Here is a 21,478-nt window from a genome sequence, read left to right as displayed (position 1 = left end):
CTCAGCGTTATCTAGCTAAAAAAGGAAGATTTATGCGTTACTTAAGTTCAGCTTTTGTTGGTCTTTGTGCTCTTGGCTTGGTCGGTTGTCAGCCACCAGCTACAGCTACTGCAGCGCCGCAGCATACCTTGTCAGTATCGGGCTCGGCCAGTGTCGAAGCGGTTCCTGATCGGGTTCAGCTCAGCTTGAACGTCGAACGGATGGGGATGGACATTCCCGCTTTAAAGAGTGAAGTAGATGGCATTACACGAACGCTACTCCAGCAACTAAGCGAACTCGGTGTCGAAGAAACGAAGATTCAGTCTCACGCCATTCGTGTGTACCCGCAACACCGTTATAGCGATGGCGAACAGAAGTTGATTGGCTATCAAGTGAATCGTCGAATGATTATCGACTTTGACGATGCCAATCAACATTCTGGCTTTTTAGAATTTGCCCTTAACAATGGCGTGCAACGCGTTGACGAACCGGTTTACCAATTGAGCAACGCTGACGCCCTTTACCAACAAGCGCTCACTCAGGCGATTGCAGCTGCGCGCAGTAAAGCTGAACAGATGGCCGCGGCTGCGGGCGTTGAAATTAGCGGGGTGCATAGCTTGCAGGAGAACTCGCAACAAGCGCCTATGGTGCGCTACCGTGTCGCCGAAGCGAGCATGGCGGACTCGGTTAGTTTACCCGGTCAACAACGTGTCGAAGCCACTGTCTCCATGGTATTTACGTTAACTGGGCAAAACTAAACTCAAGCAATGAGGGCCACCGCCGCCACGGATCATCTCCGTGGCATCGATGGACTCGACCGCAAGCTCAGGTAGGGCATCTCGCAGCAATGCCAATGCCTGTTGATTACTCGACTGGCATGAGCGATAGCTAAACTGCGGCACCAATAACACGCCTGGTAAGCGGATCATATTCACATAACTCGCTAAGCTCCCCGTGATGCCCCGCGCACGAACATCTGGCCGGCGTTGCACATCCGCAAACAAAGCCGGGTCGTCGTGTACGAGTTGACTATCCGGTAATTGCAGCCAACGATAATTGCGTGCCCAAGTTTGCTCTCGCAACTGCTGTACTTCGGCATTCCACTTAGGATCGTGCTGAGAACCGGCGAAGGCGATGGTATCTGAAGCGATAAACTGGATCTGATTATCAACATGCCCACCCGTTTCATCTGCGTTCAACGCGTGCTGAATCCAAATCACTCGCGACCAGCCGAATGCGCGTTGCAACTGTCGCTCGAGTTCGCTTAAACGCCAGTGTGGATTGCGCCCCTGCAAGCTTTTGGCATGCACAAGTACGGTACCAGCGCCGTCATGGCTGAGCATTCCGCCTTCAAAAATAAACGGCAGTTTACCAAGTACTGAATGACAGCGTTGCGCTAGCTGCTGTGGCACTCTACGGTCACGCTGATAATGACTATGGACACCTTGCCAACCATCAAATTCACCGGCCACAGCACGCACATTATGGCTCTCACGAACAAAATGCGGGCCGCTGTCGCGTAGCCAGACATCATCATATCGCAGCGGCGTCCATTCGAGTTCGTCGGGTAATTGTCGAAGAGCAGTTTGCAATTGCGGAGGATGAATACCCAGAAGCACCGCGTGATGATTGGCGACGGCATTCAATAATTGCAGAATAGCTTGTTGGGCGGGCCTTGCATTGGCCCGCCAAACATCATTTCGATACGGCCACAGCGCCAGCAGCGGACCCTGCAGCTGCCAGTCAGCCAACAAGGTCATTTGCGTGTGCGTTGTTTCGCGTTCTGTAGGCGTTTTGCTTGGTTACGGCGCGCACGTGCATAGCGCTTTTGCCGTGATTCTTGCTTACGAGGGTCAATAAAAGTGCGTTCTTCAGGCTGTAGCCCTACTAACTCACGCAGATAATTAATTTGGTTGAGTGGTAACTCGCCCCAGCCACTTTGTGGTAAGCCTTGTTCAAGTTGAATATTGCCATACCGCACGCGCATCAGGCGACTTACGGTCACCCCTTGTGATTCCCACAAGCGCCGCACTTCGCGGTTTCGGCCTTCCGTTAAAACCACACGGAACCATTGATTCATGCCTTCGCTATGCGTGCCACCCGTGCGTTTAACTTCTTTAAATGCGGCTGGACCGTCTTCGAGCTGCACACCTTTCATCAGCTTGCGTAACATCGCGTCGGTGACTTCGCCAAAAACGCGCACTGCGTATTCACGCTCAATTTGGTGACCGGGGTGCATCAAGCGATTCGCTAACTCGCCATCAGTGGTAAACAACAATAACCCTGATGTATTTACATCGAGTCGTCCAACAGCGACCCAACGCGCACCCTGAACACGTGGCAAGCGGTCATACACTGTAGGTCGCCCTTCTGGATCTTTACGCGTACACATTTCACCTTCAGGTTTGTGGTACATCAATACCCGACAAACAACGTCTTCCGGTGGCTTAATGGCGACTTCTCGACCGTCGATGCGTACCTTCGCATCACCGTCAATGCGCTCGCCTAAAGTGGCAATCTGACCATTTACACTAATGCGCCCAGCCGCGATCATCGTTTCCAGTTCACGGCGTGAACCATGACCTGAACGGGCTAGTACTTTTTGTAACTTTTCACTCATTGGGTGCTTTCACTCTCTTTTGGCGCTGTCTCAGCGTTTATCGTCTTTGCGGGGGGCTCAGGTATCGCCGGCAACTCAGCTAAATCGGTTAAATTAAAATAATCTAAAAACTCGTTGGTGGTGGCGTAAAGTTGTGGTCGCCCTGGAACCTCACGATGCCCTACTACCTTAACCCAACCACGTTCCTGCAAGGTTTTCATAATCTGTGTACTAACGCTAACACCGCGGATTTCTTCAATATCGCCACGGGTTATGGGCTGCCGGTACGCAATCAGTGCCAGGGTTTCCAACAGGGCTTGTGAATACCGCGGCGGCTTTTCTTGCCAGAGACCAGCAATTATACCACCTAATTCGGCGCGCGTCTGAAATCTGTAACCCGACGCTACTAACTGTAACTGAACACCTCGCTCGCGATAATCTTGCTCGAGTTCGTCCAAAACCTCGCGAACCTGCTTTCGGCTTGCGTCTCGCCCTTGCTCCAGCAAATAGTCACAGAGCTGCGCCACGGTTAACGGTGCGTCGGCGACGAACAACAGAGCTTCGATAAGTTGTTTAAGCTGTTGGTTCTGCATAGACTTGTCCACGTGTTGAAATATGGATTTCGCTAAAAGCATCGACCTGCACCACGTCAATGAGGGCTTCTTTGACGAGTTCAAGGACCGCTAAAAAACTAACCACAACGCCTTGTTTCCCTTCTGCTGCCACGAATAGATCGGCAAAGCGCAGGCGTTCTTGCGTTTGCAGCATGTCGAGTATGCGACTCATGCGCTCACGTGTTGAAAGTTTTTCGCGCTGTACTTGGTGGTGATGCTGTAATTCTGCCTGCGCCATCGCATGAGCGAACGCCACCGCCAATTCTGCTAGGGCAATATCTGGCAGTTGCTGTTGAATGTAGTCTTTAGCATCCGTCTCAGCATGCACAACAAAATGATCTCGACCTGACTGAGGGAGTTCGTCGAGATGGCTCGCGCCTTGGCGAATAGCTTCATATTCTTGCAACCGTCTGACCAACTCCGCGCGTGGGTCAACTTCATCGTCATCTTCCGCCGGTGGGCGCGGCAACAACATGCGACTTTTAATTTCCGCTAACATTGCGGCCATTACTAAATAATCCGCTGCCAACTCCAATTTAAGTTCCTTCATCATATCTACGTATTCCATGTACTGCTTGGTAATAGGTAGGATGGGCAACTCGGTAATTTCAAGTTTCTGGCGGCGAATCAAGTACAGCAGCAAATCCATTGGGCCAGAAAAGCTTTCTAAAATAAGCTCAAGGGCGTCAGGAGGAATATAGAGATCTTCAGGCTTCTCGATCACCGGCTCCCCGCGTACAAAGCCAAGCGGTAATGACTGTTGTTGAGGAGAAGAGTTACTTGCGTCCATGGTGGTCTGGCTCGTTTACAACGTAAACGGTGTTGGATCGCCAGCACCTACTCGGGTGACAACAATATCGCCGTCCGCTAAATCGACAACTGTGGTCGGCGCCTCGCCGCGGTGCTCACCGTCGATAATACCGTCGACGTGGTTATCGAGCTTTTCGCGAATTTCGTAGGGATCTGATTCAGCAAAATCATTATCGCCAAGAATCAAGCTGGTCGACATAAGTGGCTCACCAAGTGCCGCGACTAAAGCCGCAGTGATGGGATCATCGGTAACCCGAATACCGATGGTTTTGCGCTTTGGATTCATTAAACGCTTTGGCACGTCCTTAGTGGCTTTAAGAATAAAGGTGTAAGGCCCAGGGGTGTTGTTTTTCAATAGCCGAAAAGCAATATTATCCACGCGAGCATACGTCGACAGCTCAGACAGATCGCGGCACATGAGTGTGAAGTTGTGGTTTTTATCGATATCACGAATGCGACAAATACGTTCCATCGCATTCTTATCGCCGATGCGGCAACCAATGGCATAGCCTGAATCCGTCGGGTAAACCAATACTCCGCCTTGCTTCACAACTTGCACGGCCTGCTCAATCAAACGTGGCTGCGGATTTTCTGGATGAATCGCAAAGTATTGACTCATAGGTTTTATTAGCTCGATATCAGGAAAGTGTCCATGTACTCCATATTGGCACAGTGTCTGGCGGTAAACAAAGGTTTTTGCCGAGTTCACGCCATGGCCTTGGGCCGTGAAAATCCGAGCCTGCAGAAGCCTGGAGGCCAATTTCTCGCGCCATCGTAGCGAGTGCTAGTCGGTCACCTGGACGCTGCTGACTAATGGCGACTTCAACGCCATCGACGCCCCATTCTTTGCTGTCGCGTAAAAGGCGTCGTAACCATTTATTACTCAACTGATAAGCGTGCGGATGCGCAATGGCCGCTTTTCCTCCAGCAGCCTGCACCGCCGCAATAGCATCAGCAAGCGAACTCCATTCGGTGGCAATATAAGCTTGTTGGCCTTTTCCTAAGTAACGCCGAAATGCGGTCTCGATGTCTTTAACCCAGCCCTGCGCCACTAATGCATCAGCAAGGTGCTTGCGGGTGGGCATAGTGAGTTCGCCGGCAAGAGGTGGGTTAACGTCGATACCGGCTTTGTGTAACTTCGCCAGCATCGCTTCGTAGCGCTGTTGCCGCATCTGCTGTTGTTGTTGCAATAATTCAACTAACGCGGGGTGTTCAACGTCAACGTTCAAGCCCACCAGGTGAATTTCAAAAGCCTCCCAACGACACGTTATTTCCACGCCAGCAATGAGCTTTAACGGTAGTCGCTGTTCTTCAATCGCTTGCAGTGCCACCGCTATGCCGGCAGTAGTGTCGTGATCGGTCAACGCCAAGTGCGTCACACCATGGTCGACTGCGCGCGCTACCAGTTCGGCTGGCGCTAGTTCACCATCGGAAAAATGACTATGACAATGCAAGTCGTATAAGTCGTTGCCAGCATTCGGCGCAAAAGTTACCTGATGACTTTGCATTACAATCGCGCCGCTAATTCTGCACCCTGTCTGATGGCGCGTTTCGCATCGAGCTCTGCGGCCACATCAGCCCCACCAATAAGGTGCACAGCTTGCCCCGCCTGCTGCAATGCTTCTTGTAGTTCACGTAATGGCAATTGCCCAGCACAGACCACAACAGTGTCTACCGGTAACAACTGTTCGTTACCATCAACCTCAATCCACAGCCCCTGGTCATCAACTCTCTTGTACGTCACGCCAGCCACCATATGCACGCCCTTTTTCTTCAACGTCGCGCGATGTACCCAGCCCGAGGTTTTCCCTAAGCCTTTGCCGACTTTACTGGTCTTACGTTGCAATAACCACACTTCACGTGGCGTCTGCTCAGGTTTTGCTTGGGTTAATGCGCCACGACCTTGGTAATCCTCGTCCACGCCCCAGATCTCGTTCCATTCATGAATGTTCAACGCCGGTGAGCTCGCTGTGGTCAGGTATTCAGCGACATCAAAACCGATGCCACCGGCGCCAATGAGTGCCACCTTGTCGCCTACAACCTTATGATCACGCAGTACATCAAGGTAGCCAAGGACTTTGTCATGATCGGCGCCGACAAAATCAACCTGCCGCGGCACTACACCAGTCGCTAAAACAACCTCATCAAACTTCTCAGCCAGCAACGACGCCGCGGTTTGTCGACTGTTCAAGTGCACATTGACGCCAGTATCAGCCAAACGTTTCGCAAAGTACCGCAGGGTCTCGTGAAACTCTTCCTTGCCAGGGATCTGTTTAGCGTAATTGAACTGCCCGCCAATCTGGTCAGCGCCATCGAACAAATGAACTTGATGACCGCGTTCGGCAGCATAACAGGCAAACGCAAGCCCCGCGGGCCCAGCACCCACCACGCCAATGCGCTTAGTTTGTTGCGCCGTCGGCATCACCAGTTCAGTTTCATAACAAGCTTGCGGATTCACCAAGCAACTTGCCCGTTTGTTCTCAAACACGTGGTCTAAGCACGCTTGGTTGCAGGCAATACAGGTATTAATGCGATCCGCTTGGTCAGCGGCGGCTTTATTCACAAAGTCCGCATCCGCAAGCAATGGCCGCGCCATTGAAACCATGTCGGCCTCGCCTTCAGCAAGAATTTTCTCGCCTATCTCTGGTGTATTAATACGATTCACGGCGACCACCGGAATTTTAACTTGCTCACGAACCCTCGCGGTGATCCAACTAAAGGCACCTCGCGGAACCGAGGTTACGATGGTCGGTACACGCGCCTCATGCCAACCTATGCCACTATTGATCAATGTCGCGCCAGCCGCTTCGATCTGCTTGGCGAGCGCAATCACTTCGTTGTACTCATGCCCATCAGGGACAAGATCAAGCATCGACAGCCGATAAATAATAATAAAGTCAGCGCCCACCGCTTGCCGCACTGCTTTCATAATCTCTAATGCAAAGCGCGATCGATTTTCAAAGGAACCACCCCAACGGTCGGTGCGTTTGTTGGTACGGGGGCACAAAAACTGATTGATCAGATAGCCTTCGGAGCCCATCACCTCGACGCCATCGTAGCCAGCTTTCTGGGCTAATTTGGCACAGCGTGCGAAGTGCTTAATAGTGGTCAAAATCTGGCGTTCCGACATTGCCTTTGGTGTGAATGGCGAAATCGGCGCTTTGAGCTTGCTCGGCGCTACGGCAAAAGGATGGTAGGCATAGCGCCCAGTGTGCAAAATCTGCAGACAAATCTTGCTGTCATGTTTATGTACTGCTTCCGTTATTTTGCGATGCTTCGCAACATGCCAAGGACGGCTCAACTCAGAACCAAAGGGCTGTACACGACCGCGAAAGTTAGGACTGATGCCGCCTGTCACGATCAGACCTACGCCGCCTTTCGCACGGGCTTCATAAAATGCCGCGAGCTTCTCGAAACCGCGCTTTTCTTCTTCAAGTCCAGTGTGCATGGAACCCATCAAGACACGGTTTTTTAACGTGGTAAAGCCCAAATCGAGGGGCTTAAGCAAGTGCGGATATGGGGTTGTCACAGTGACCTCAACTTAAACGACTGTTTGAATTGTTTCACTGTACTGATTTCACCGCTTGGCGGCAAGTGCCAAGCGGTGAACGTCAGGTGGTTGACTTAAAAATAATAGCCAATATTGATGTTAAAGCGGGTGTTGGTTTCTTGCGAATTACCCGCCATTGAGCCACCAATAAACGGTTGGTTCTTGCCGGTCACCAAGTCAAAGTAGGTGTAAAGGCCGCCGGCCGATACCGCCATACCCAAGACATTCATCACCGTGTCTTCACCACCACCGCGCTTGTTCGTCATCAAGCTATAGTCGTTGTAAAACGTTAAGTTCGTGATGGGACCGATTTTCACCGGCATGCTGTAAGCGATGTTTGCCGTATAAAGTGTCGCTTTACTTGGAATAGTGTCGTAGAACGCATAGGCCCCTACAACAATGCCGTCATTGGCCATGTCCATATCATATTCGTATTGACTCACTTGCCCCATGAAGGTCCAGCGATCAACCGAATAGACACCATGTGCGGCCCACGCACTGCGGTCACCAACGTCATCGACGCCATCATTCATTTGCCCAAACTGTCCCGACAAGCCCCACTCAAAGCTACGATCGTCAGCCAAGGCATATTTGCGCGCAACACGTGCCGCGAAGCTATTTGATTCACCTACTGCCAGGGTTGGCGTATCGTAAATGCCTTCACCTTCAAAGCGAACGCCCAACGGATCATAAGCGTAACGGTCATCGCGATTGCTCACAAAACCATCCACTCCGCCTTGTTCATCGTTTTTAAAGAAGGCGATATCAAAATCCCATTCTGGGTCGCGATAGCGTAGTTTCACACCTGCATCATGGTCATCCTCCAGCCCAACATAGAAGTTTGAGCTAAAGAAATAGCTGTTGGAGTTATACGGCGTGATACCAAAAGGCACTTTGGTGATGCCCAGTTGGCCTTGCCAGTTTTCATCGAAGTTATAACCAACCCATGCATGTTGCACCGATTCCATGTATTGGAACCAACGATACTGAGCCGATAAGATCACATCGCCAATAGAGCCACTGTAGTCGATTCTGAGCAAATCAAAGTCGAAGTCACCACCGCGGTCTTTGTTGCCATCGTTATAGTCTTCCCATACGTACTGCGCACGCACAGCGCCACCAATACTGATCGGCGCATTCTGTGCGGCCTCAACATCTTCCTCTAGACGTTCGACGCGGGCAGCAAGCGCCGTATTGTTGGTAATTCGCTTGCGTGGTGCAACCGCTTCGCTGGTTGCCGAGTCGTTGTCAGCGTCCCCATCCTGCTTGACGATCACAACCTCTTTCTCGACTTCTTTTTCACGTTCTTCGGCAAGCTGCTCTTCAAGTTCTGCAACGCGGTTTTGTAATTGCTCCATTTGCTGCAAAAGCTTTTCTAACTGCGCCGCAGTCGCACTATCACTGTCCTGCATTGCCATCGCGGGGGAGCTCAAAAGAGCTCCCACACACACTGCTAACATTGTCTTTTTCATATGCCCTCCTTACCGCAACACATGCAAGAAATGCATATGCTTATGGTAGTGATCAATAACATCACCAATCACTGCATCACGCGACCAACCAAGAATATCGTAGTCTTGACCACCCTCACGTAAATGAACTTCCGCACGATAATATTTCTGCTCTTCACTCACTTCTGCGGGTTGCTCTTCGCCATCAGCATGAATGAATGCAGGTTGGATGTGGCTGACTAAATGAACTTGATAAATAAAGTCAATTTCGTCACCATGGATAACTCTAAATTCCATCGCTTCACTATCGTCTATGGTCAACTGCACCGTCAATCCACTGGCTTTCATTTCTTCAGCAACATCATCAAAAGCAGGCTTGACCACTTGCTGTAAGAAACGCTGCCCAACTTGCTTGCTCGGAAAGTCGATAATGTTGTGTAACCGCTCGCGCCAGTTTTTGTTACTCAACGCCGAGCCGGTCAGATAATTGTTCTGCAGCGCATCTTTCTTGTGCACGTCAATGCGTAACGCTTTGATCAAGCCAAAAGTGGTGATCATCAGAATAATCGTAAATGGCAATGCGGCAGCAATCGCCATGGTCTGTAACGCGCCCAAGCCACCTGCGAGCAGAAGTACGATTGCGACGACGCCCTCGCCACTGGCCCAAAAAATCCGCTGCCACACTGGTGTGTCATCGCGACCATTGGAACACAGCATATCGACGACCATAGAACCGGAATCCGACGACGTAACAAAGAACACGATCACCATAACAGTGGCGAGTCCTGACAAGAATGTGCTAAACGGGAACTGTTCTAAGAACGCGAAGAGCGCGACCGGGGTATCATTTTGAACCAATTCACCCAATTGCTCAGCCCCCTGATTCAAGATCATATCGATGGCGGAGTTACCAAAGAATGTCATCCACATGAGAGTGAAGCCAGCAGGCACTAGGAGCACGCCTAGTACAAACTCACGAATGGTGCGTCCGCGTGATACGCGGGCAATGAACAAGCCAACAAACGGCGCCCAACTTAACCACCAGCCCCAATAGAAAACGGTCCAACCACCAATCCAGTCGGTTTTCTCGTATGCGAATAAATTGAAGGTATTACCGACAATTTCTGAGACATAAGCACCGGTATTTTGCACAAACGCTTGCAACAAGAATACTGTAGGCCCTGCAATAAGAACGAAGAGCAGTAACAATACCGCGAGCGCCATATTCAATTCAGACAAACGACGAATGCCTTTATCCAGGCCTGTTGTCACCGAAATGATGGCTAAGCAGGTGACACCAATGATCAAACCAACTTGCACCATGTCCGACACCGGAACGCCGAATAAATAGCCTAAGCCAGAGTTGACCTGTGCAACGCCAAAGCCCAACGATGTAGCAACACCAAATACCGTACCAATCACCGCAAACACATCGACAGCATGACCAATTGGCCCATAAATGCGTTCACCAATTAACGGATAAAGTGCTGAACGCAACGTCAATGGTAAGCCGTGACGATAGGCGAAAAAGGCCAAGATCAGTGCGACAATGGCGTAGATGGCCCAGGCGTGGAGGCCCCAGTGAAAGAAGGTTATCTTCATTGCTTCACGAGCGGCTTCCACGGTACCAGCCTCAACCACTGGCGGCGCAAGAAAGTGCATCACCGGTTCAGCAACACCAAAAAACATCAAGCCGATACCCATACCGGCTGAAAACAGCATCGAAAACCAGGTTATCTTGGAATAGTCCGGGCTCGAATGATCCGGCCCAAGTTTAATCGTACCAAAACGCGAAAAACCTAAGTACACCACCGACAGCAAGATAACTGCAACAGCGGTTACGTAGAACCAACTCGCATTGGCAATAATCGCCGCCTGAATAGTGTCGAAAGTACCGGAGGCTGCATCAGGAAAGATGCTCGAAAATAATAAGATGATAAAGATGAGTCCCGCCGCACTAAAAAAGACGGGGGGGTTTAGACGGGCTTTCTCGCTCGACTCCATGCTCGATTCTCCCAGTTGTTATGATTTTCCATTTATTATAGAGGGTTATGAGCAAGTTGCGAATTTCGATCACAATACAAATAAAAAGGCCTCCACAAAGGGAGGCCTTTTTTAAGCGTTTTTGCTATCTAAAATTTAGATAACTTCAGCGCGCTCTACAATTTCAACAAGTGCCCAAGACTTGGTCTTAGAAACTGGACGAGTTTCGCGAATAACCACGGTATCGCCCATTTTGCACGAGTTGTCTTCGTCGTGAGCATGTAATTTGGTAGTACGAGAAATGTACTTGCCATATACAGGGTGTTTCACCCGACGCTCAACAGCAACAGTGATAGACTTGTCCATCTTGTCACTGATTACACGACCTTGCAGAGTACGAACACGTTTTTCTTCAGCCATTACGCACCTGCCTTCTGATTCAGAATTGTTTTCACGCGTGCGATATCACGACGCACTTGCTTCAACATGTGAGTTTGATTCAGCTGACCAGTCGCTGCTTGCATGCGCAGATTAAACTGCTCACGACGCAAACCCAGCAATTCTTCTTGCAGCTGCTCAACGGTTTTATCATTCAGTTCGTTCGCTTTCATTACATCACCGTCCGAGATACAAAGATGGTTTTGAATGGCAGCTTACGTGCCGCAAGAGTGAACGCTTCACGCGCTAGCTCTTCCGAAACACCGTCGATTTCATACAGGACACGGCCTGGCTGAATTTGAGCTACCCAGTATTCCACGCTACCTTTACCTTTACCCATACGAACCTCAAGAGGTTTCTTGGTAATTGGCTTATCAGGGAACACGCGGATCCAAATTTTACCTTGACGTTTCACGTGACGCGTCATGGCACGACGAGCCGCTTCGATTTGACGCGCAGTCATACGACCACGATCAACAGCTTTCAAACCGAAAGTACCGAAGCTAACTTTGTTACCTGCTTGCGCCAGACCACGGTTGCGGCCTTTGTGAACCTTACGGAATTTTGTACGCTTTGGTTGTAACATTTAGAGTCTCCTTACTTACGGCCTTTAGGGCGTTTCGCTGGAGCTTGTGGCTTTTCTTCGACTGGCATACCGCCCAGTACTTCACCACGGAAGATCCAAACTTTCACACCGATGATACCGTAAGTGGTGTTAGCTTCTGCAGTTGCGTAATCGATATCTGCACGCAAGGTGTGCAAAGGTACACGACCTTCACGGTACCACTCAGAACGAGCAATTTCTGCACCGCCTAAACGACCGCTAACTTCCACTTTGATACCCTTGGCACCAAGACGCATTGCGTTTTGCACCGCGCGCTTCATCGCACGACGGAACATTACACGACGCTCAAGCTGACCAGCAATGTTTTCACCAACCAGCTGCGCATCCAATTCAGGCTTACGCACTTCTGAGATGTTGATTTGAGCTGGCACGCCAGTCAATTTTGAAACTGCTTGACGCAGCTTCTCAACATCTTCACCTTTCTTACCGATGACCACGCCTGGGCGTGCAGTATGAATGGTGACACGGATGCTTTTCGCAGGACGCTCGATTACAATGCGCGAAACTGAAGCGTTGCTTAGTTTCTTGTTCAGCAATTGGCGAACCTGGTGATCACTGTGCAGGTTATCGGCAAAATCTTTTGTATTCGCGAACCAGGTTGCATTCCATGGCTTGGTGATACCTAGGCGAATACCATTAGGATGTACTTTCTGACCCATAACTTATCTCCTAGCTATCTGATACAACCACAGTAATGTGGCTGGTACGCTTAAAGATACGATCAGCACGACCTTTCGCACGAGGCTTGATGCGTTTCATGGTAGGACCTTCGTCAACCATTACTTTAGCAACCTTCAACTCGTCGATGTCGGCACCTTCGTTGTGTTCAGCATTCGCGATAGCTGACTCCAACACCTTTTTCAACAGACCAGCTGCATCTTTAGGGCTGTAGTTCAGTACGTCCAGCGCTTTCGCTACTGGTAAACCGCGAATCTGGTCAGCAACCAACCGGCCTTTTTGCGCAGAAAGGCGAGCAAACTTGTGAATAGCAATAGCTTCCATCTCAACTCTCCCTTAGCGTTTCTTGGCTTTCTTATCAGCGGCGTGGCCACGATAAGTGCGGGTTGGTGCAAATTCACCAAGCTTGTGACCAATCATTTCGTCAGAAACGAAAACTGGCACGTGCTGGCGACCGTTATGAACAGCGATAGTAAGGCCGATCATATCAGGGATAATCATTGAACGACGGGACCAAGTCTTAATAGGCTTTTTGTCACCGGCTTCCAACGCTTTCTCCACCTTCTTTAACAGGTGAAGGTCAATAAATGGACCTTTTTTAAGAGAACGTGGCATGTTTAATCCTCAACTCTTATTTGTTGCGACGACGTACGATGAACTTATCAGTACGCTTGTTCTTACGGGTCTTATAACCCTTAGTCGGTGTACCCCAAGGAGTAACCGGATGACGACCACCTGAAGTACGGCCTTCACCACCACCATGCGGGTGATCAACTGGGTTCATCGCCACACCACGAACGGTAGGACGAACACCACGCCAGCGCTTCGCACCAGCTTTACCCAATTGACGCAGCATGTGTTCTGCGTTGCCTACTTCACCGATGGTTGCACGGCAATCCGACTGAATTCGGCGCATTTCGCCAGAACGCAGACGTAAAGTCACGTAGCCGCCATCGCGAGCCAAAACCTGTACATAAGCACCAGCTGAACGCGCCAACTGTGCACCTTTACCAGGTTTCATTTCGATTGCGTGTACCACAGAACCTACTGGAATGTTACGCAGTGGTAAGGTGTTACCCGCTTTGATCGGTGCATCTGAACCAGACTGAATTTGATCACCAGCTTTCATGCCCTTAGGAGCAAGAATGTAGCGACGTTCACCGTCTGCATACAGAACCAATGCGATGTTTGCTGAACGGTTTGGATCATATTCCAAACGCTCAACTTTCGCAGGGATACCGTCTTTGTCGCGCTTAAAGTCGATCATACGGTAGTGATGCTTGTGACCACCGCCGATGTGACGAACAGTAATGCGACCATTGTTATTACGACCGCCTTTTTTGTTGTTTTTATCCAACAAAGGCGCGTAAGGTTTACCTTTGTACAGGTCTTCGTTAACCACTTTAACGACGTGGCGACGACCTGGAGACGTAGGCTTACACTTAACTAATGCCATGTGAATTCCTCCTCTTACTCAGCGCCGCCGACGAAGTCGATGTCAGCACCTTCTTTCAGGGTGACATAGGCTTTTTTCCAGTCACTACGCTTACCGAAGCGCATGCCGGTACGTTTGGTTTTGCCTTTCACGTTGACAGTACGAACGCCTTCAACTTCAACCTCGAACAGTTTTTCAACTGCTGCTTTGATTTCAGCTTTATTTGCGTCAGTAGCAACTTTGAAAACCACGGTGTTTGCAGTTTCTGCAGCAACCGTCGATTTTTCTGAAACGTGAGGAGCAATGATCACTTTTAATAAACGTTCTTCGCGCATCATGCTAAAGCCTCCTCAAGTTGCTTAACTGCGTCCGCAGTCATCAGAACTTTTTCAAAAGCAATAAGGCTTACTGGGTCAACAGCTTGAACGTCACGTGCGTCAACTTTGTGCAAGTTGCGTGATGCCAAGAACAAGTTTTCATCAAGTTCTTTGGTCACGATCAACACGTCGTTCAATTCCATTTCTTTCAGTTTAGCAGCCAACTGCTTCGTCTTTGGTGAATCAACACCAAAGCTTTCGACCACGATTAAACGGTCCTGACGAACCAGTTCAGACAAGATGCTTTGCATCGCACCGCGGTACATTTTTTTGTTTACTTTTTGGTCGTGGTTACGTGGTTTCGCTGCAAAAGTAGTACCACCAGAGCGCCAGATTGGGCTACGGATAGTACCTGCGCGAGCACGGCCAGTACCTTTTTGGCGCCATGGCTTTTTGCCACCGCCAGCTACTTCAGAACGCGTCTTTTGTGCTTTGGTGCCCTGACGAGCGCCTGCAGCATAAGCGACAACGACTTGATGAATCAAAGCTTCGTTGAACTCACGTCCAAAGGTAGCTTCGGAAACTTCAAGAGCGCCTTTTGCGTCTTTCAATGTTAATTCCATCACCATTCTCCTCAGACGTTACGCCTTAGCCTTGACTGCTGGCTTGATGATGACATCACCGCCAGTAGCACCAGGGACAGCGCCGCGAATCAGTAACAAACCACGCTCAGCGTCGACACGTACGATATCAAGCGTCTGTACGGTAATTTGTTTGTTACCCATTTGGCCTGCCATTTTCTTGCCTTTGAATACCCGACCAGGAGACTGGTTTTGCCCGATAGAACCCGGTGCACGATGTGACAACGAGTTACCATGGGTAGCGTCCTGAGTACGGAAATTCCAGCGCTTAACAGCACCTTGGAAACCTTTACCTTTAGAGGTGCCGGTAACGTCTACTTTTTTGGTGTCCGCAAAAATTTCTACGGTGATTTCTGAACCTACTGCGAAATCTTCACCTTCGCCGTCTTCTAGGCGGAATTCCCAGAGACCACGACCTGCTTCGACACCTGCTTTCGCAAAGTGACCAGCAGCTGGTTTGTTTACGCGGTTCGCCTTTTTGTCACCTGTTGTAACTTGAAGCGCACGATAGCCGTCTGTTTCCTCAGTTTTAACCTGAGTCACACGGTTAGCAGTCACTTCAATCACAGTAACAGGTACAGAAGCGCCGTCTTCTTGGAAGACACGTGTCATTCCTACTTTACGACCGACTAGACCAATAGCCATTGTTAAAACCTCTCGTGTGTAATCCTATTACTGCCCGCTTAACCTAGGCTGATCTGAACATCAACGCCAGCTGCAAGGTCGAGACGCATAAGTGCATCAACAGTTTTGTCAGTTGGGTCCATGATATCGATCAGACGCTTGTGGGTACGGATCTCGTACTGGTCACGTGCATCTTTGTTCACGTGTGGTGAAATCAACACGGTGAACTTTTCTTTGCGCGTAGGCAGAGGGATTGGACCACGTACCTGAGCACCAGTGCGTTTTGCAGTTTCTACGATCTCTGCAGTTGACTGGTCAATCAGACGGTGATCGAACGCTTTCAGTCGAATCCGAATTCTTTGATTAGCCATAAAAAATCAAAGCCTCAAAATAAAGAGCATTTAAAAAAGAGCACAGAAAAAAACCTGCACCCTGGCAGCATACCGGGCGAGGTATTTTCAACGAATCAACATTCAATCCCCTATCGGGATTGCTGTGGCAACCTAACTTACAGTGTTGCCCCCTACATAGGGATCAACAACTGTGGCGGCGAATTATACACGGAAATAAGCGAAAAGCAAAGGCGATGTTCGCTATTTGCTATTCGCTGTTTGTTTAAAGCTTTCATCAAACAACAAACAGCGAACATCAAACATCGCCTTTCAAGGATAGCAAACATCGCTTTTAGTGGTTTGCAGCGTAGGCTTCGACTTCGCGCCAGACGCGCAAAAGGTTCTCGTTCAAGATTTTCTTAATATCCGCTTCTGAATAGCCGCGATCGAGTAAACCTTGTACCAGATTTGGATAGGTCGAAACATCTTTGAGACCTACCGGTAATGAATCGCCTACACCATCGTAGTCCGAACCAATACCAACATGGTCGATACCGATAAGTTTCACCACGTGATCGATGTGGTCGAGCACTTGCTCAAGAGTGGCAAACGGGAATGGGTTATCTTTTTGTAGTTCGGCGATTCGGCTCTTCGCTTCTTCACTCTCTTCACCGTACTTTTCTTTAACCTGCTCGATTTGCTGATTGATCATGTCGCGATAGCGGTTAGCCGCCTGCGTGACAAAGGTTGAGCCGAAGTTGATCATGATCACGCCACCGTTTTCGCCAAGCGCTTTAATCATCTCGTCGCTCATGTTGCGTTCAAAGCCCGGAGTGTAACGGCGCAGTGACGAGTGCGAGGCAATAACAGGAGCTTCAGAGATTTCCAGTGTCTGCCAAAAGGCGTCATCAGAAACGTGCGAGATATCGATCATCATGCCGATGTTGTTCATTTCTTTCACCAGCTCTTTACCGAATGGGCTTAAGCCATCCCATTGCCGACGGATATCGTAAGACGAATCGGCAATATGGTTAGAAAGTGAATGGGACAATGTAATGTAGCGAATGCCGCGATCATAGAATTCTTTTAAGTTCGCCATGTCGCCTTCCATCGGCGAGCCGTTTTCCATGCCCAAAGCAATTGACATGAGGCCTTGCTCAAATTGCTCCTCAACGTCAGCTACGTCATAGGCCATGGCAAATTTCTCAGGCGCACGCCAAGCGAGTGCTTCCATACTGTCAATAAGGCGGTGCGCGAGTTGTTTGCTGGCACCTGGTGTTTGCTCAAGTTGAGCAGGAATGTAGATCGACATGAACGGTACATTCAAACCGCCCGCTACTGCTCGTGGGTAATCAAAATCACCACTAGCGGTAGCTTTAGTAACATCTTCCCAGTGCTCAGTGAGGCGATATGGCACATCGATGTGCGTATCAATAAGCATATTTTCTTGCGCGAGTTGCACCGCGCGCTCACTTGCCTTGTACTCTTCTGCGTTGACCGGAGTGTGCAGAGTTGCACTAACCGCTAGACTCACAGCGCTGACCATTCCTAACCATGCGTATTTGTTCACTGCTTGTTCCTCTGATGAAGACTTATTCTTATGTAAGTGAACAGCAGACTAGCACAGAAAGCGCGAAAAAATCACCCTGTGTTAGTAGCGTTAAACGTATGATTTATTGCAACGACCGCACCGGCAACCACCGTACTTACTACCGGTGCGAACATCAGCAAAAGTAACCAACCTGAAGTGTAATCAACCATAACGATTACTCAGCTTTAAGACGCTGCGGTTTCACAACTTGGCGGTTGTCGGCAATGATAACTGTTGTTTCCAACTGTGCGCGACGAAGTTTGGCCAACTGACGTAGCTGCTCTTCGCGACTTTGTTGATCAAGTTGTTGCTTCACTTGTTGCGCTTGGGCATGCAAACTCATGCCGATTGCAGCTTCAAGATCAGTCTTGGTATTCGCCAAAGCACTAGACGATGTTGCAGCAAAGGCCAAAGCAAAAAGGGCGACGGTGGTTTTCATGGTGTGCTCCTAACAGTAAGTAAAGTGCCAGTCGTTTTAAGAAGCGACTAACAGTTAAGTCGTTAGAAGTTATTCAAAGGTTGTGCCAAGTTTAACGCTGAACATGTAACTTACTGTTTAGTAAATGTTTTTAGAGCATCTTAAAAAAAGAAGAGGTGTGGCTAAGATGATGAGTTTGCCGATTCGACCAACTTTTGGTCTGCTAGCGCACGTGCGGATAACACGAACTCAAGCCCGCCACGCAGCAATTGCTCAGCATTTGCGGCGGTAGGTCCCTGTTGGCTTAGCCATTGACGCCAGCGCTTCGCACCAGGCTGGCCTTGAAACAGACCCAGCATATGCCGCACTACATGCCAGCAACGACCGCCTTGCGCGAGATGCTGCTCGGTGTACGGGATCATTTGTTCGACCACACGCACTTGTTCAGCAAAGCTTGCTTGTTGCGCCTGTGGCACTTCGCTCGGGCGCTCGCAAAGGGTATCAAAGCAATTCAGGAACGCCGGATTCTGATACGCCTCACGCCCCACCATCACACCATCAACATGGGCGAGATGCTCAACGATCGCTTCAGCATTAGTGATGCCGCCATTGATCATCATATGCAACTGCGGATAGCGTTGCTTGGCACGGTAAACACGTTCGTATTGTAATGGTGGTATTTCGCGGTTCTGCTTCGGACTTAAGCCCTGTAACCAAGCCTTGCGTGCATGCAAAGTGAGATATTCACAGCCCGCATCCGTCACCGTATCAATAAAACGATACAGAAAGTCGTCATTATCATGTTCATCAATGCCGAGGCGTGTTTTCACCGACACGCGAAGTTGCGGAGCTGCTTTCTGCATAGCACTAATACAGCTTGCTACGGCTTCGGGAGCAGCCATCAAACAAGCGCCGAAACTACCATTTTTAACGCGATCTGACGGGCAGCCAACATTGATATCCACGGCCTGATAACCACGTTCGAAAGCACGTGCTGCGCATTCTGCCATGGCCGCTGGGTCACTACCGCCGAGTTGCAACACTACCGGTTGCTCTTCAGGGTTAAAGGCTAAGAAATCATACTTACCGTAGATTATGGCGCCAGTAGTAACCATCTCCGTGAAAAGCACGGCTTTTTGGCTAAATAACCGATGAAAATAGCGGCAGTGACGATCTGTCCAATCCAGCATCGGAGCTACTGCTAAGGTAGGTTTGTTCAACGGTGCTTGGATCATAACGTCTCGTACTTGCGCTTGCCGATAAAAGGAGGCCGTATTCTACGGTTTCAGCCTCCTAATGCAAGTTCTCAGTGATGCTGCGGCATTAGACTTGGCGCTCGCCGAGCCTGACTTAACTGCTCGTAGGCAAATGCCGCTTCAATAAGCACGCCTTCTGCACCGGCACCGGCAAAGAAGCTCATGCCGACAGGCAAGTGTTCAACGAAGCCCATGGGGACACTAATATGTGGGTAGCCCGCAACGGCCGCCGGTGAACTTGCCGAGCCTGAATAGTGATCACCATTAATCAGGTCAATCTTCCACGCCGGGGCTGTCGTTGGAGCAATAAGAAGATCCAAATCATATTCAGCTAACGTGGCATCAATACCATCTGGACCAGCTGCCTGTTTTGCCCGCGCTAACGCCGCTTCATAATCGGCTTGTTGTTCGCTTGTGCGCGCCTCTGCCATCACAAAGAGCTCTTGCCCAAAAAACGGCATAATGGCATCGGCGAACTGGTTATTAGCCTCAAGTAAGCCTGCGAGGTCCTGGTACGGTGCATCGGGATGTTGCGCAAAATAGTCGGCGAGACCATATTTAAATTCATGTAACAGCACGGTGAACTCATCGTCACCCCAGTTCCGGCCGTTAACGAACGATACATCATCAACCAACTCGGCTCCGGCATTCTTGAGTACCTGCAACTGCCCTTCAAAGACCGCATCAACGCCGCTATGGTAGCCCATCAAATCACGCATGACGCCAATTCGCTTACCTTGCAGACCATTAACCTTAAGGTGTTTGGCAAACGTTTGATTGACCGCATAACTCGCCTCATCACGAGAGTCTTCGCCGAGCATCGCGTCAAGCATGTAGACTGCGTCGCTGACCGTACGTGCCATCGGTCCAGCAGTATCTTGGCTATGCGCAATGGGAATAATACCGCTACGGCTCAACAAGCCTAAGGTCGGCTTAATGGTAACGATGCCAGTGATTGCCGCCGGACACACCAAGGAGCCGTCGGTTTCTGTGCCCACTGCCAACGGAATCAAGTTGCCACTTACTGCGGCTGCTGAACCAGCGCTCGAGCCACAAGTACTGCGAGTGGTATCAAATGGATTTTTGGCCTGTCCACCGAAGCTACTCCAGCCGGAACTCGAACCCGTCGAGCGAAAATTTGCCCATTCGCTCAGATTAGCTTTACCGATCACAATGGCGCCAGCGTCACGTAACCGCTGCACGATATATGCATCGGTACTGGGATAATGATCTGCCAATAACAATGAACCTGCGGTATTCGCCAGACCATCGGCAGTATCGATATTATCTTTTAGCAATACCGGCACGCCATGCAACGGTCCCCGCAGTTTCCCTTGCGCGCGTTCTTGATCCAGCACTCGCGCCACAGATAATGCATCAGCTAACGGCAATAACTGCGTTACCGCGCGTAAATCGGCACCACGTTCATTATGCTTCGCAATTTGTCCGTAGTAATGGCGTACCACTTGTTCGGCGCTTAGTTCGTCCGCTTGCATTGCGGTCTGCAATTGCTCGACGGTGACTTCTTGGAAGTTGAATTCAGTGGCTGCTATGCCTTGGCTTTGCCACAGCAGGCCGGCGCTGAACAGTGTCAGCAACAAGCGACGCCAACTAGATTTCGGTTTTATTTTCATTGTTGATTTACTCCCGATGGGATTGCTACCCGAATGTTATTCATCGTGATAAACTGCGCCTCATGACAACGAAAGAAACGACTCGCTTGGTCACTAAGGCCGAAAAGTTATGTGCACAACGTGGGGCAAGATTAACTCCTGCGCGACGCGAAGTCTTCGAAATTCTCGCAGACCAAAGCGGTGCCATTGGTGCCTACGACCTACTCGATAAACTAAAGTCGGCAGTCCCAAACGCTAAGCCGCCAACGATTTATCGCGCACTAGACTTTCTGCAAGAACAAGGCTTCGTACATAAAATTACATCATCGAACAGCTACGTACTATGCAGTCATTTTGACCACCAACACCCTGTGCAAATGCTTATTTGTGAGCGTTGTGGGTCTGTGCAAGAGATTCAATCAGAAGGTGTGTACAACGCGCTACGTAAACAAGCTGAAGACCAAGGTTTTCGCGTTGAAAGTCAAACCATAGAAGCCCACGGCGTTTGTGGCGACTGCGCTTAA

The 21,478-nt window shown here is 49.9% G+C and carries 26 protein-coding genes; 2 read left to right on the top strand and 24 right to left on the bottom strand.

Annotation, left to right across the window (positions count from 1 at the left end; all coding sequences use genetic code 11):
* Positions 1-32: 32 nt before the first annotated feature.
* Positions 33-737 (top strand): SIMPL domain-containing protein, encoded by a 705-nt coding sequence (locus NV375_RS00480; RefSeq protein ID WP_258806501.1) that lies wholly within the window; start codon positions 33-35, stop codon positions 735-737.
* Here the strand turns inward: NV375_RS00480 and NV375_RS00475 are convergent.
* The 24 genes from NV375_RS00475 to NV375_RS00360 form a co-directional block, all read right to left on the bottom strand.
* Positions 720-1,739, bottom strand: a complete 1,020-nt coding sequence (locus NV375_RS00475; protein ID WP_258806500.1) for an agmatine/peptidylarginine deiminase — start codon at positions 1,737-1,739, stop codon at positions 720-722. The genes NV375_RS00480 and NV375_RS00475 overlap by 18 nt on opposite strands.
* Positions 1,736-2,599: a 23S rRNA pseudouridine(2605) synthase RluB gene (rluB, locus tag NV375_RS00470; protein ID WP_258806499.1), complete on the bottom strand. Its 864-nt coding sequence runs from the start codon at positions 2,597-2,599 to the stop codon at positions 1,736-1,738. Before rluB ends, NV375_RS00475 begins: the two co-directional genes overlap by 4 nt.
* Entirely contained in the window at positions 2,596-3,171 is a 576-nt protein-coding gene (scpB, locus tag NV375_RS00465) for an SMC-Scp complex subunit ScpB (protein WP_258240650.1), read from the bottom strand. The genes rluB and scpB overlap by 4 nt, the downstream gene beginning before the upstream one ends.
* Entirely contained in the window at positions 3,152-3,982 is an 831-nt protein-coding gene (locus tag NV375_RS00460; protein WP_258806498.1) for a ScpA family protein, read from the bottom strand. Before NV375_RS00460 ends, scpB begins: the two co-directional genes overlap by 20 nt.
* A 15-nt stretch (positions 3,983-3,997) precedes the next feature.
* A complete protein-coding gene (locus tag NV375_RS00455; RefSeq protein ID WP_258806497.1) occupies positions 3,998-4,621 on the bottom strand; it encodes an L-threonylcarbamoyladenylate synthase in 624 nt (207 codons plus the stop codon).
* 19 nt (positions 4,622-4,640) lie between these two features.
* The gene (locus NV375_RS00450) at positions 4,641-5,510 is read right to left on the bottom strand and encodes a PHP domain-containing protein (protein ID WP_258806496.1); all 870 of its coding nucleotides are present in this window, start codon (positions 5,508-5,510) and stop codon (positions 4,641-4,643) included.
* The gene (locus NV375_RS00445; RefSeq protein WP_258806495.1) at positions 5,510-7,531 is read right to left on the bottom strand and encodes an NADPH-dependent 2,4-dienoyl-CoA reductase; all 2,022 of its coding nucleotides are present in this window, start codon (positions 7,529-7,531) and stop codon (positions 5,510-5,512) included. The genes NV375_RS00450 and NV375_RS00445 overlap by 1 nt, the downstream gene beginning before the upstream one ends.
* 95 nt (positions 7,532-7,626) lie before the next feature.
* Positions 7,627-9,024: a carbohydrate porin gene (locus tag NV375_RS00440; RefSeq protein ID WP_258806494.1), complete on the bottom strand. Its 1,398-nt coding sequence runs from the start codon at positions 9,022-9,024 to the stop codon at positions 7,627-7,629.
* A 9-nt stretch (positions 9,025-9,033) separates the two neighbouring features.
* On the bottom strand, positions 9,034-11,007 hold the full coding sequence (locus NV375_RS00435) for a choline BCCT transporter BetT (protein ID WP_258806493.1): 1,974 nt from the start codon (positions 11,005-11,007) through the stop codon (positions 9,034-9,036).
* Positions 11,008-11,142: 135 nt separating this feature from the next.
* Positions 11,143-11,406 (bottom strand): 30S ribosomal protein S17, encoded by a 264-nt coding sequence (rpsQ, locus tag NV375_RS00430; RefSeq protein WP_258806492.1) that lies wholly within the window; start codon positions 11,404-11,406, stop codon positions 11,143-11,145.
* Positions 11,406-11,597, bottom strand: coding sequence for a 50S ribosomal protein L29 (gene rpmC, locus NV375_RS00425; RefSeq protein WP_126754486.1), 192 nt, complete (start codon positions 11,595-11,597; stop codon positions 11,406-11,408). The genes rpsQ and rpmC overlap by 1 nt, the downstream gene beginning before the upstream one ends.
* Positions 11,597-12,010, bottom strand: coding sequence for a 50S ribosomal protein L16 (rplP, locus tag NV375_RS00420; RefSeq protein ID WP_126754485.1), 414 nt, complete (start codon positions 12,008-12,010; stop codon positions 11,597-11,599). The genes rpmC and rplP overlap by 1 nt, the downstream gene beginning before the upstream one ends.
* Before the next feature lie 11 nt (positions 12,011-12,021).
* A complete protein-coding gene (rpsC, locus tag NV375_RS00415) occupies positions 12,022-12,708 on the bottom strand; it encodes a 30S ribosomal protein S3 (RefSeq protein WP_126833340.1) in 687 nt (228 codons plus the stop codon).
* Positions 12,709-12,718: 10 nt separating this feature from the next.
* Positions 12,719-13,051: a 50S ribosomal protein L22 gene (gene rplV / locus NV375_RS00410; protein ID WP_126769551.1), complete on the bottom strand. Its 333-nt coding sequence runs from the start codon at positions 13,049-13,051 to the stop codon at positions 12,719-12,721.
* A gap of 12 nt (positions 13,052-13,063) precedes the next feature.
* On the bottom strand, positions 13,064-13,342 hold the full coding sequence (gene rpsS, locus NV375_RS00405) for a 30S ribosomal protein S19 (RefSeq protein WP_008488670.1): 279 nt from the start codon (positions 13,340-13,342) through the stop codon (positions 13,064-13,066).
* A gap of 16 nt (positions 13,343-13,358) precedes the next feature.
* Positions 13,359-14,183: a 50S ribosomal protein L2 gene (rplB, locus tag NV375_RS00400; RefSeq protein WP_126769550.1), complete on the bottom strand. Its 825-nt coding sequence runs from the start codon at positions 14,181-14,183 to the stop codon at positions 13,359-13,361.
* Between the two features lie 14 nt (positions 14,184-14,197).
* Entirely contained in the window at positions 14,198-14,500 is a 303-nt protein-coding gene (gene rplW, locus NV375_RS00395; protein WP_126754482.1) for a 50S ribosomal protein L23, read from the bottom strand.
* Positions 14,497-15,102, bottom strand: a complete 606-nt coding sequence (gene rplD, locus NV375_RS00390; RefSeq protein ID WP_126769548.1) for a 50S ribosomal protein L4 — start codon at positions 15,100-15,102, stop codon at positions 14,497-14,499. Before rplD ends, rplW begins: the two co-directional genes overlap by 4 nt.
* 18 nt (positions 15,103-15,120) lie before the next feature.
* Positions 15,121-15,765 carry a 50S ribosomal protein L3 gene (gene rplC, locus NV375_RS00385; RefSeq protein ID WP_126769546.1) on the bottom strand — a complete coding sequence of 215 codons (645 nt, stop codon included), beginning with the start codon at positions 15,763-15,765 and terminating at the stop codon, positions 15,121-15,123.
* A gap of 38 nt (positions 15,766-15,803) precedes the next feature.
* Positions 15,804-16,115 (bottom strand): 30S ribosomal protein S10, encoded by a 312-nt coding sequence (rpsJ, locus tag NV375_RS00380; RefSeq protein ID WP_126769544.1) that lies wholly within the window; start codon positions 16,113-16,115, stop codon positions 15,804-15,806.
* 313 nt (positions 16,116-16,428) lie between these two features.
* Positions 16,429-17,622, bottom strand: coding sequence for a dipeptidase (locus NV375_RS00375; RefSeq protein ID WP_258807932.1), 1,194 nt, complete (start codon positions 17,620-17,622; stop codon positions 16,429-16,431).
* A 220-nt stretch (positions 17,623-17,842) separates the two neighbouring features.
* Positions 17,843-18,106, bottom strand: a complete 264-nt coding sequence (locus NV375_RS00370; RefSeq protein ID WP_258806491.1) for a hypothetical protein — start codon at positions 18,104-18,106, stop codon at positions 17,843-17,845.
* Between the two features lie 161 nt (positions 18,107-18,267).
* The gene (dusA, locus tag NV375_RS00365; protein WP_258806490.1) at positions 18,268-19,320 is read right to left on the bottom strand and encodes a tRNA dihydrouridine(20/20a) synthase DusA; all 1,053 of its coding nucleotides are present in this window, start codon (positions 19,318-19,320) and stop codon (positions 18,268-18,270) included.
* A gap of 71 nt (positions 19,321-19,391) precedes the next feature.
* Positions 19,392-20,975: an amidase gene (locus tag NV375_RS00360; protein ID WP_258806489.1), complete on the bottom strand. Its 1,584-nt coding sequence runs from the start codon at positions 20,973-20,975 to the stop codon at positions 19,392-19,394.
* A gap of 62 nt (positions 20,976-21,037) precedes the next feature.
* Between NV375_RS00360 and zur the strand changes: the two genes are divergently transcribed.
* Positions 21,038-21,478: a zinc uptake transcriptional repressor Zur gene (gene zur, locus NV375_RS00355; protein WP_258240662.1), complete on the top strand. Its 441-nt coding sequence runs from the start codon at positions 21,038-21,040 to the stop codon at positions 21,476-21,478.

It is taken from the genome of Pseudidiomarina sp. CB1 (genome assembly GCF_024752025.1).
Taxonomy (GTDB): domain Bacteria; phylum Pseudomonadota; class Gammaproteobacteria; order Enterobacterales; family Alteromonadaceae; genus Pseudidiomarina.
Note: the sequence above shows the minus strand (reverse complement) of the source record. Positions and strands in the feature narration are given on the sequence as shown.

Bases quoted from the DNA above. Each gene is read 5' to 3' on its own strand.
- NV375_RS00370 (WP_258806491.1), bottom strand. From the start codon at position 18,106: ATGAAAACCACCGTCGCCCTTTTTGCTTTGGCCTTTGCTGCAACATCG.
- rpsQ (WP_258806492.1), bottom strand. From the start codon at position 11,406: ATGGCTGAAGAAAAACGTGTTCGTACTCTGCAAGGTCGTGTAATCAGT.
- rplV (WP_126769551.1), bottom strand. From the start codon at position 13,051: ATGGAAGCTATTGCTATTCACAAGTTTGCTCGCCTTTCTGCGCAAAAA.
- scpB (WP_258240650.1), bottom strand. From the start codon at position 3,171: ATGCAGAACCAACAGCTTAAACAACTTATCGAAGCTCTGTTGTTCGTC.
- rplW (WP_126754482.1), bottom strand. From the start codon at position 14,500: ATGATGCGCGAAGAACGTTTATTAAAAGTGATCATTGCTCCTCACGTT.
- rpmC (WP_126754486.1), bottom strand. From the start codon at position 11,597: ATGAAAGCGAACGAACTGAATGATAAAACCGTTGAGCAGCTGCAAGAA.
- NV375_RS00480 (WP_258806501.1), top strand. From the start codon at position 33: ATGCGTTACTTAAGTTCAGCTTTTGTTGGTCTTTGTGCTCTTGGCTTG.
- rplB (WP_126769550.1), bottom strand. From the start codon at position 14,183: ATGGCATTAGTTAAGTGTAAGCCTACGTCTCCAGGTCGTCGCCACGTC.
- NV375_RS00375 (WP_258807932.1), bottom strand. From the start codon at position 17,622: ATGGTCAGCGCTGTGAGTCTAGCGGTTAGTGCAACTCTGCACACTCCG.
- rplP (WP_126754485.1), bottom strand. From the start codon at position 12,010: ATGTTACAACCAAAGCGTACAAAATTCCGTAAGGTTCACAAAGGCCGC.
- rpsJ (WP_126769544.1), bottom strand. From the start codon at position 16,115: ATGGCTAATCAAAGAATTCGGATTCGACTGAAAGCGTTCGATCACCGT.
- rpsS (WP_008488670.1), bottom strand. From the start codon at position 13,342: ATGCCACGTTCTCTTAAAAAAGGTCCATTTATTGACCTTCACCTGTTA.
- NV375_RS00460 (WP_258806498.1), bottom strand. From the start codon at position 3,982: ATGGACGCAAGTAACTCTTCTCCTCAACAACAGTCATTACCGCTTGGC.
- zur (WP_258240662.1), top strand. From the start codon at position 21,038: ATGACAACGAAAGAAACGACTCGCTTGGTCACTAAGGCCGAAAAGTTA.
- NV375_RS00455 (WP_258806497.1), bottom strand. From the start codon at position 4,621: ATGAGTCAATACTTTGCGATTCATCCAGAAAATCCGCAGCCACGTTTG.
- NV375_RS00435 (WP_258806493.1), bottom strand. From the start codon at position 11,007: ATGGAGTCGAGCGAGAAAGCCCGTCTAAACCCCCCCGTCTTTTTTAGT.
- rluB (WP_258806499.1), bottom strand. From the start codon at position 2,599: ATGAGTGAAAAGTTACAAAAAGTACTAGCCCGTTCAGGTCATGGTTCA.
- NV375_RS00450 (WP_258806496.1), bottom strand. From the start codon at position 5,510: ATGCAAAGTCATCAGGTAACTTTTGCGCCGAATGCTGGCAACGACTTA.
- rplD (WP_126769548.1), bottom strand. From the start codon at position 15,102: ATGGAATTAACATTGAAAGACGCAAAAGGCGCTCTTGAAGTTTCCGAA.
- dusA (WP_258806490.1), bottom strand. From the start codon at position 19,320: ATGATCCAAGCACCGTTGAACAAACCTACCTTAGCAGTAGCTCCGATG.
- rpsC (WP_126833340.1), bottom strand. From the start codon at position 12,708: ATGGGTCAGAAAGTACATCCTAATGGTATTCGCCTAGGTATCACCAAG.
- NV375_RS00440 (WP_258806494.1), bottom strand. From the start codon at position 9,024: ATGAAAAAGACAATGTTAGCAGTGTGTGTGGGAGCTCTTTTGAGCTCC.
- NV375_RS00475 (WP_258806500.1), bottom strand. From the start codon at position 1,739: ATGACCTTGTTGGCTGACTGGCAGCTGCAGGGTCCGCTGCTGGCGCTG.
- rplC (WP_126769546.1), bottom strand. From the start codon at position 15,765: ATGGCTATTGGTCTAGTCGGTCGTAAAGTAGGAATGACACGTGTCTTC.
- NV375_RS00360 (WP_258806489.1), bottom strand. From the start codon at position 20,975: ATGAAAATAAAACCGAAATCTAGTTGGCGTCGCTTGTTGCTGACACTG.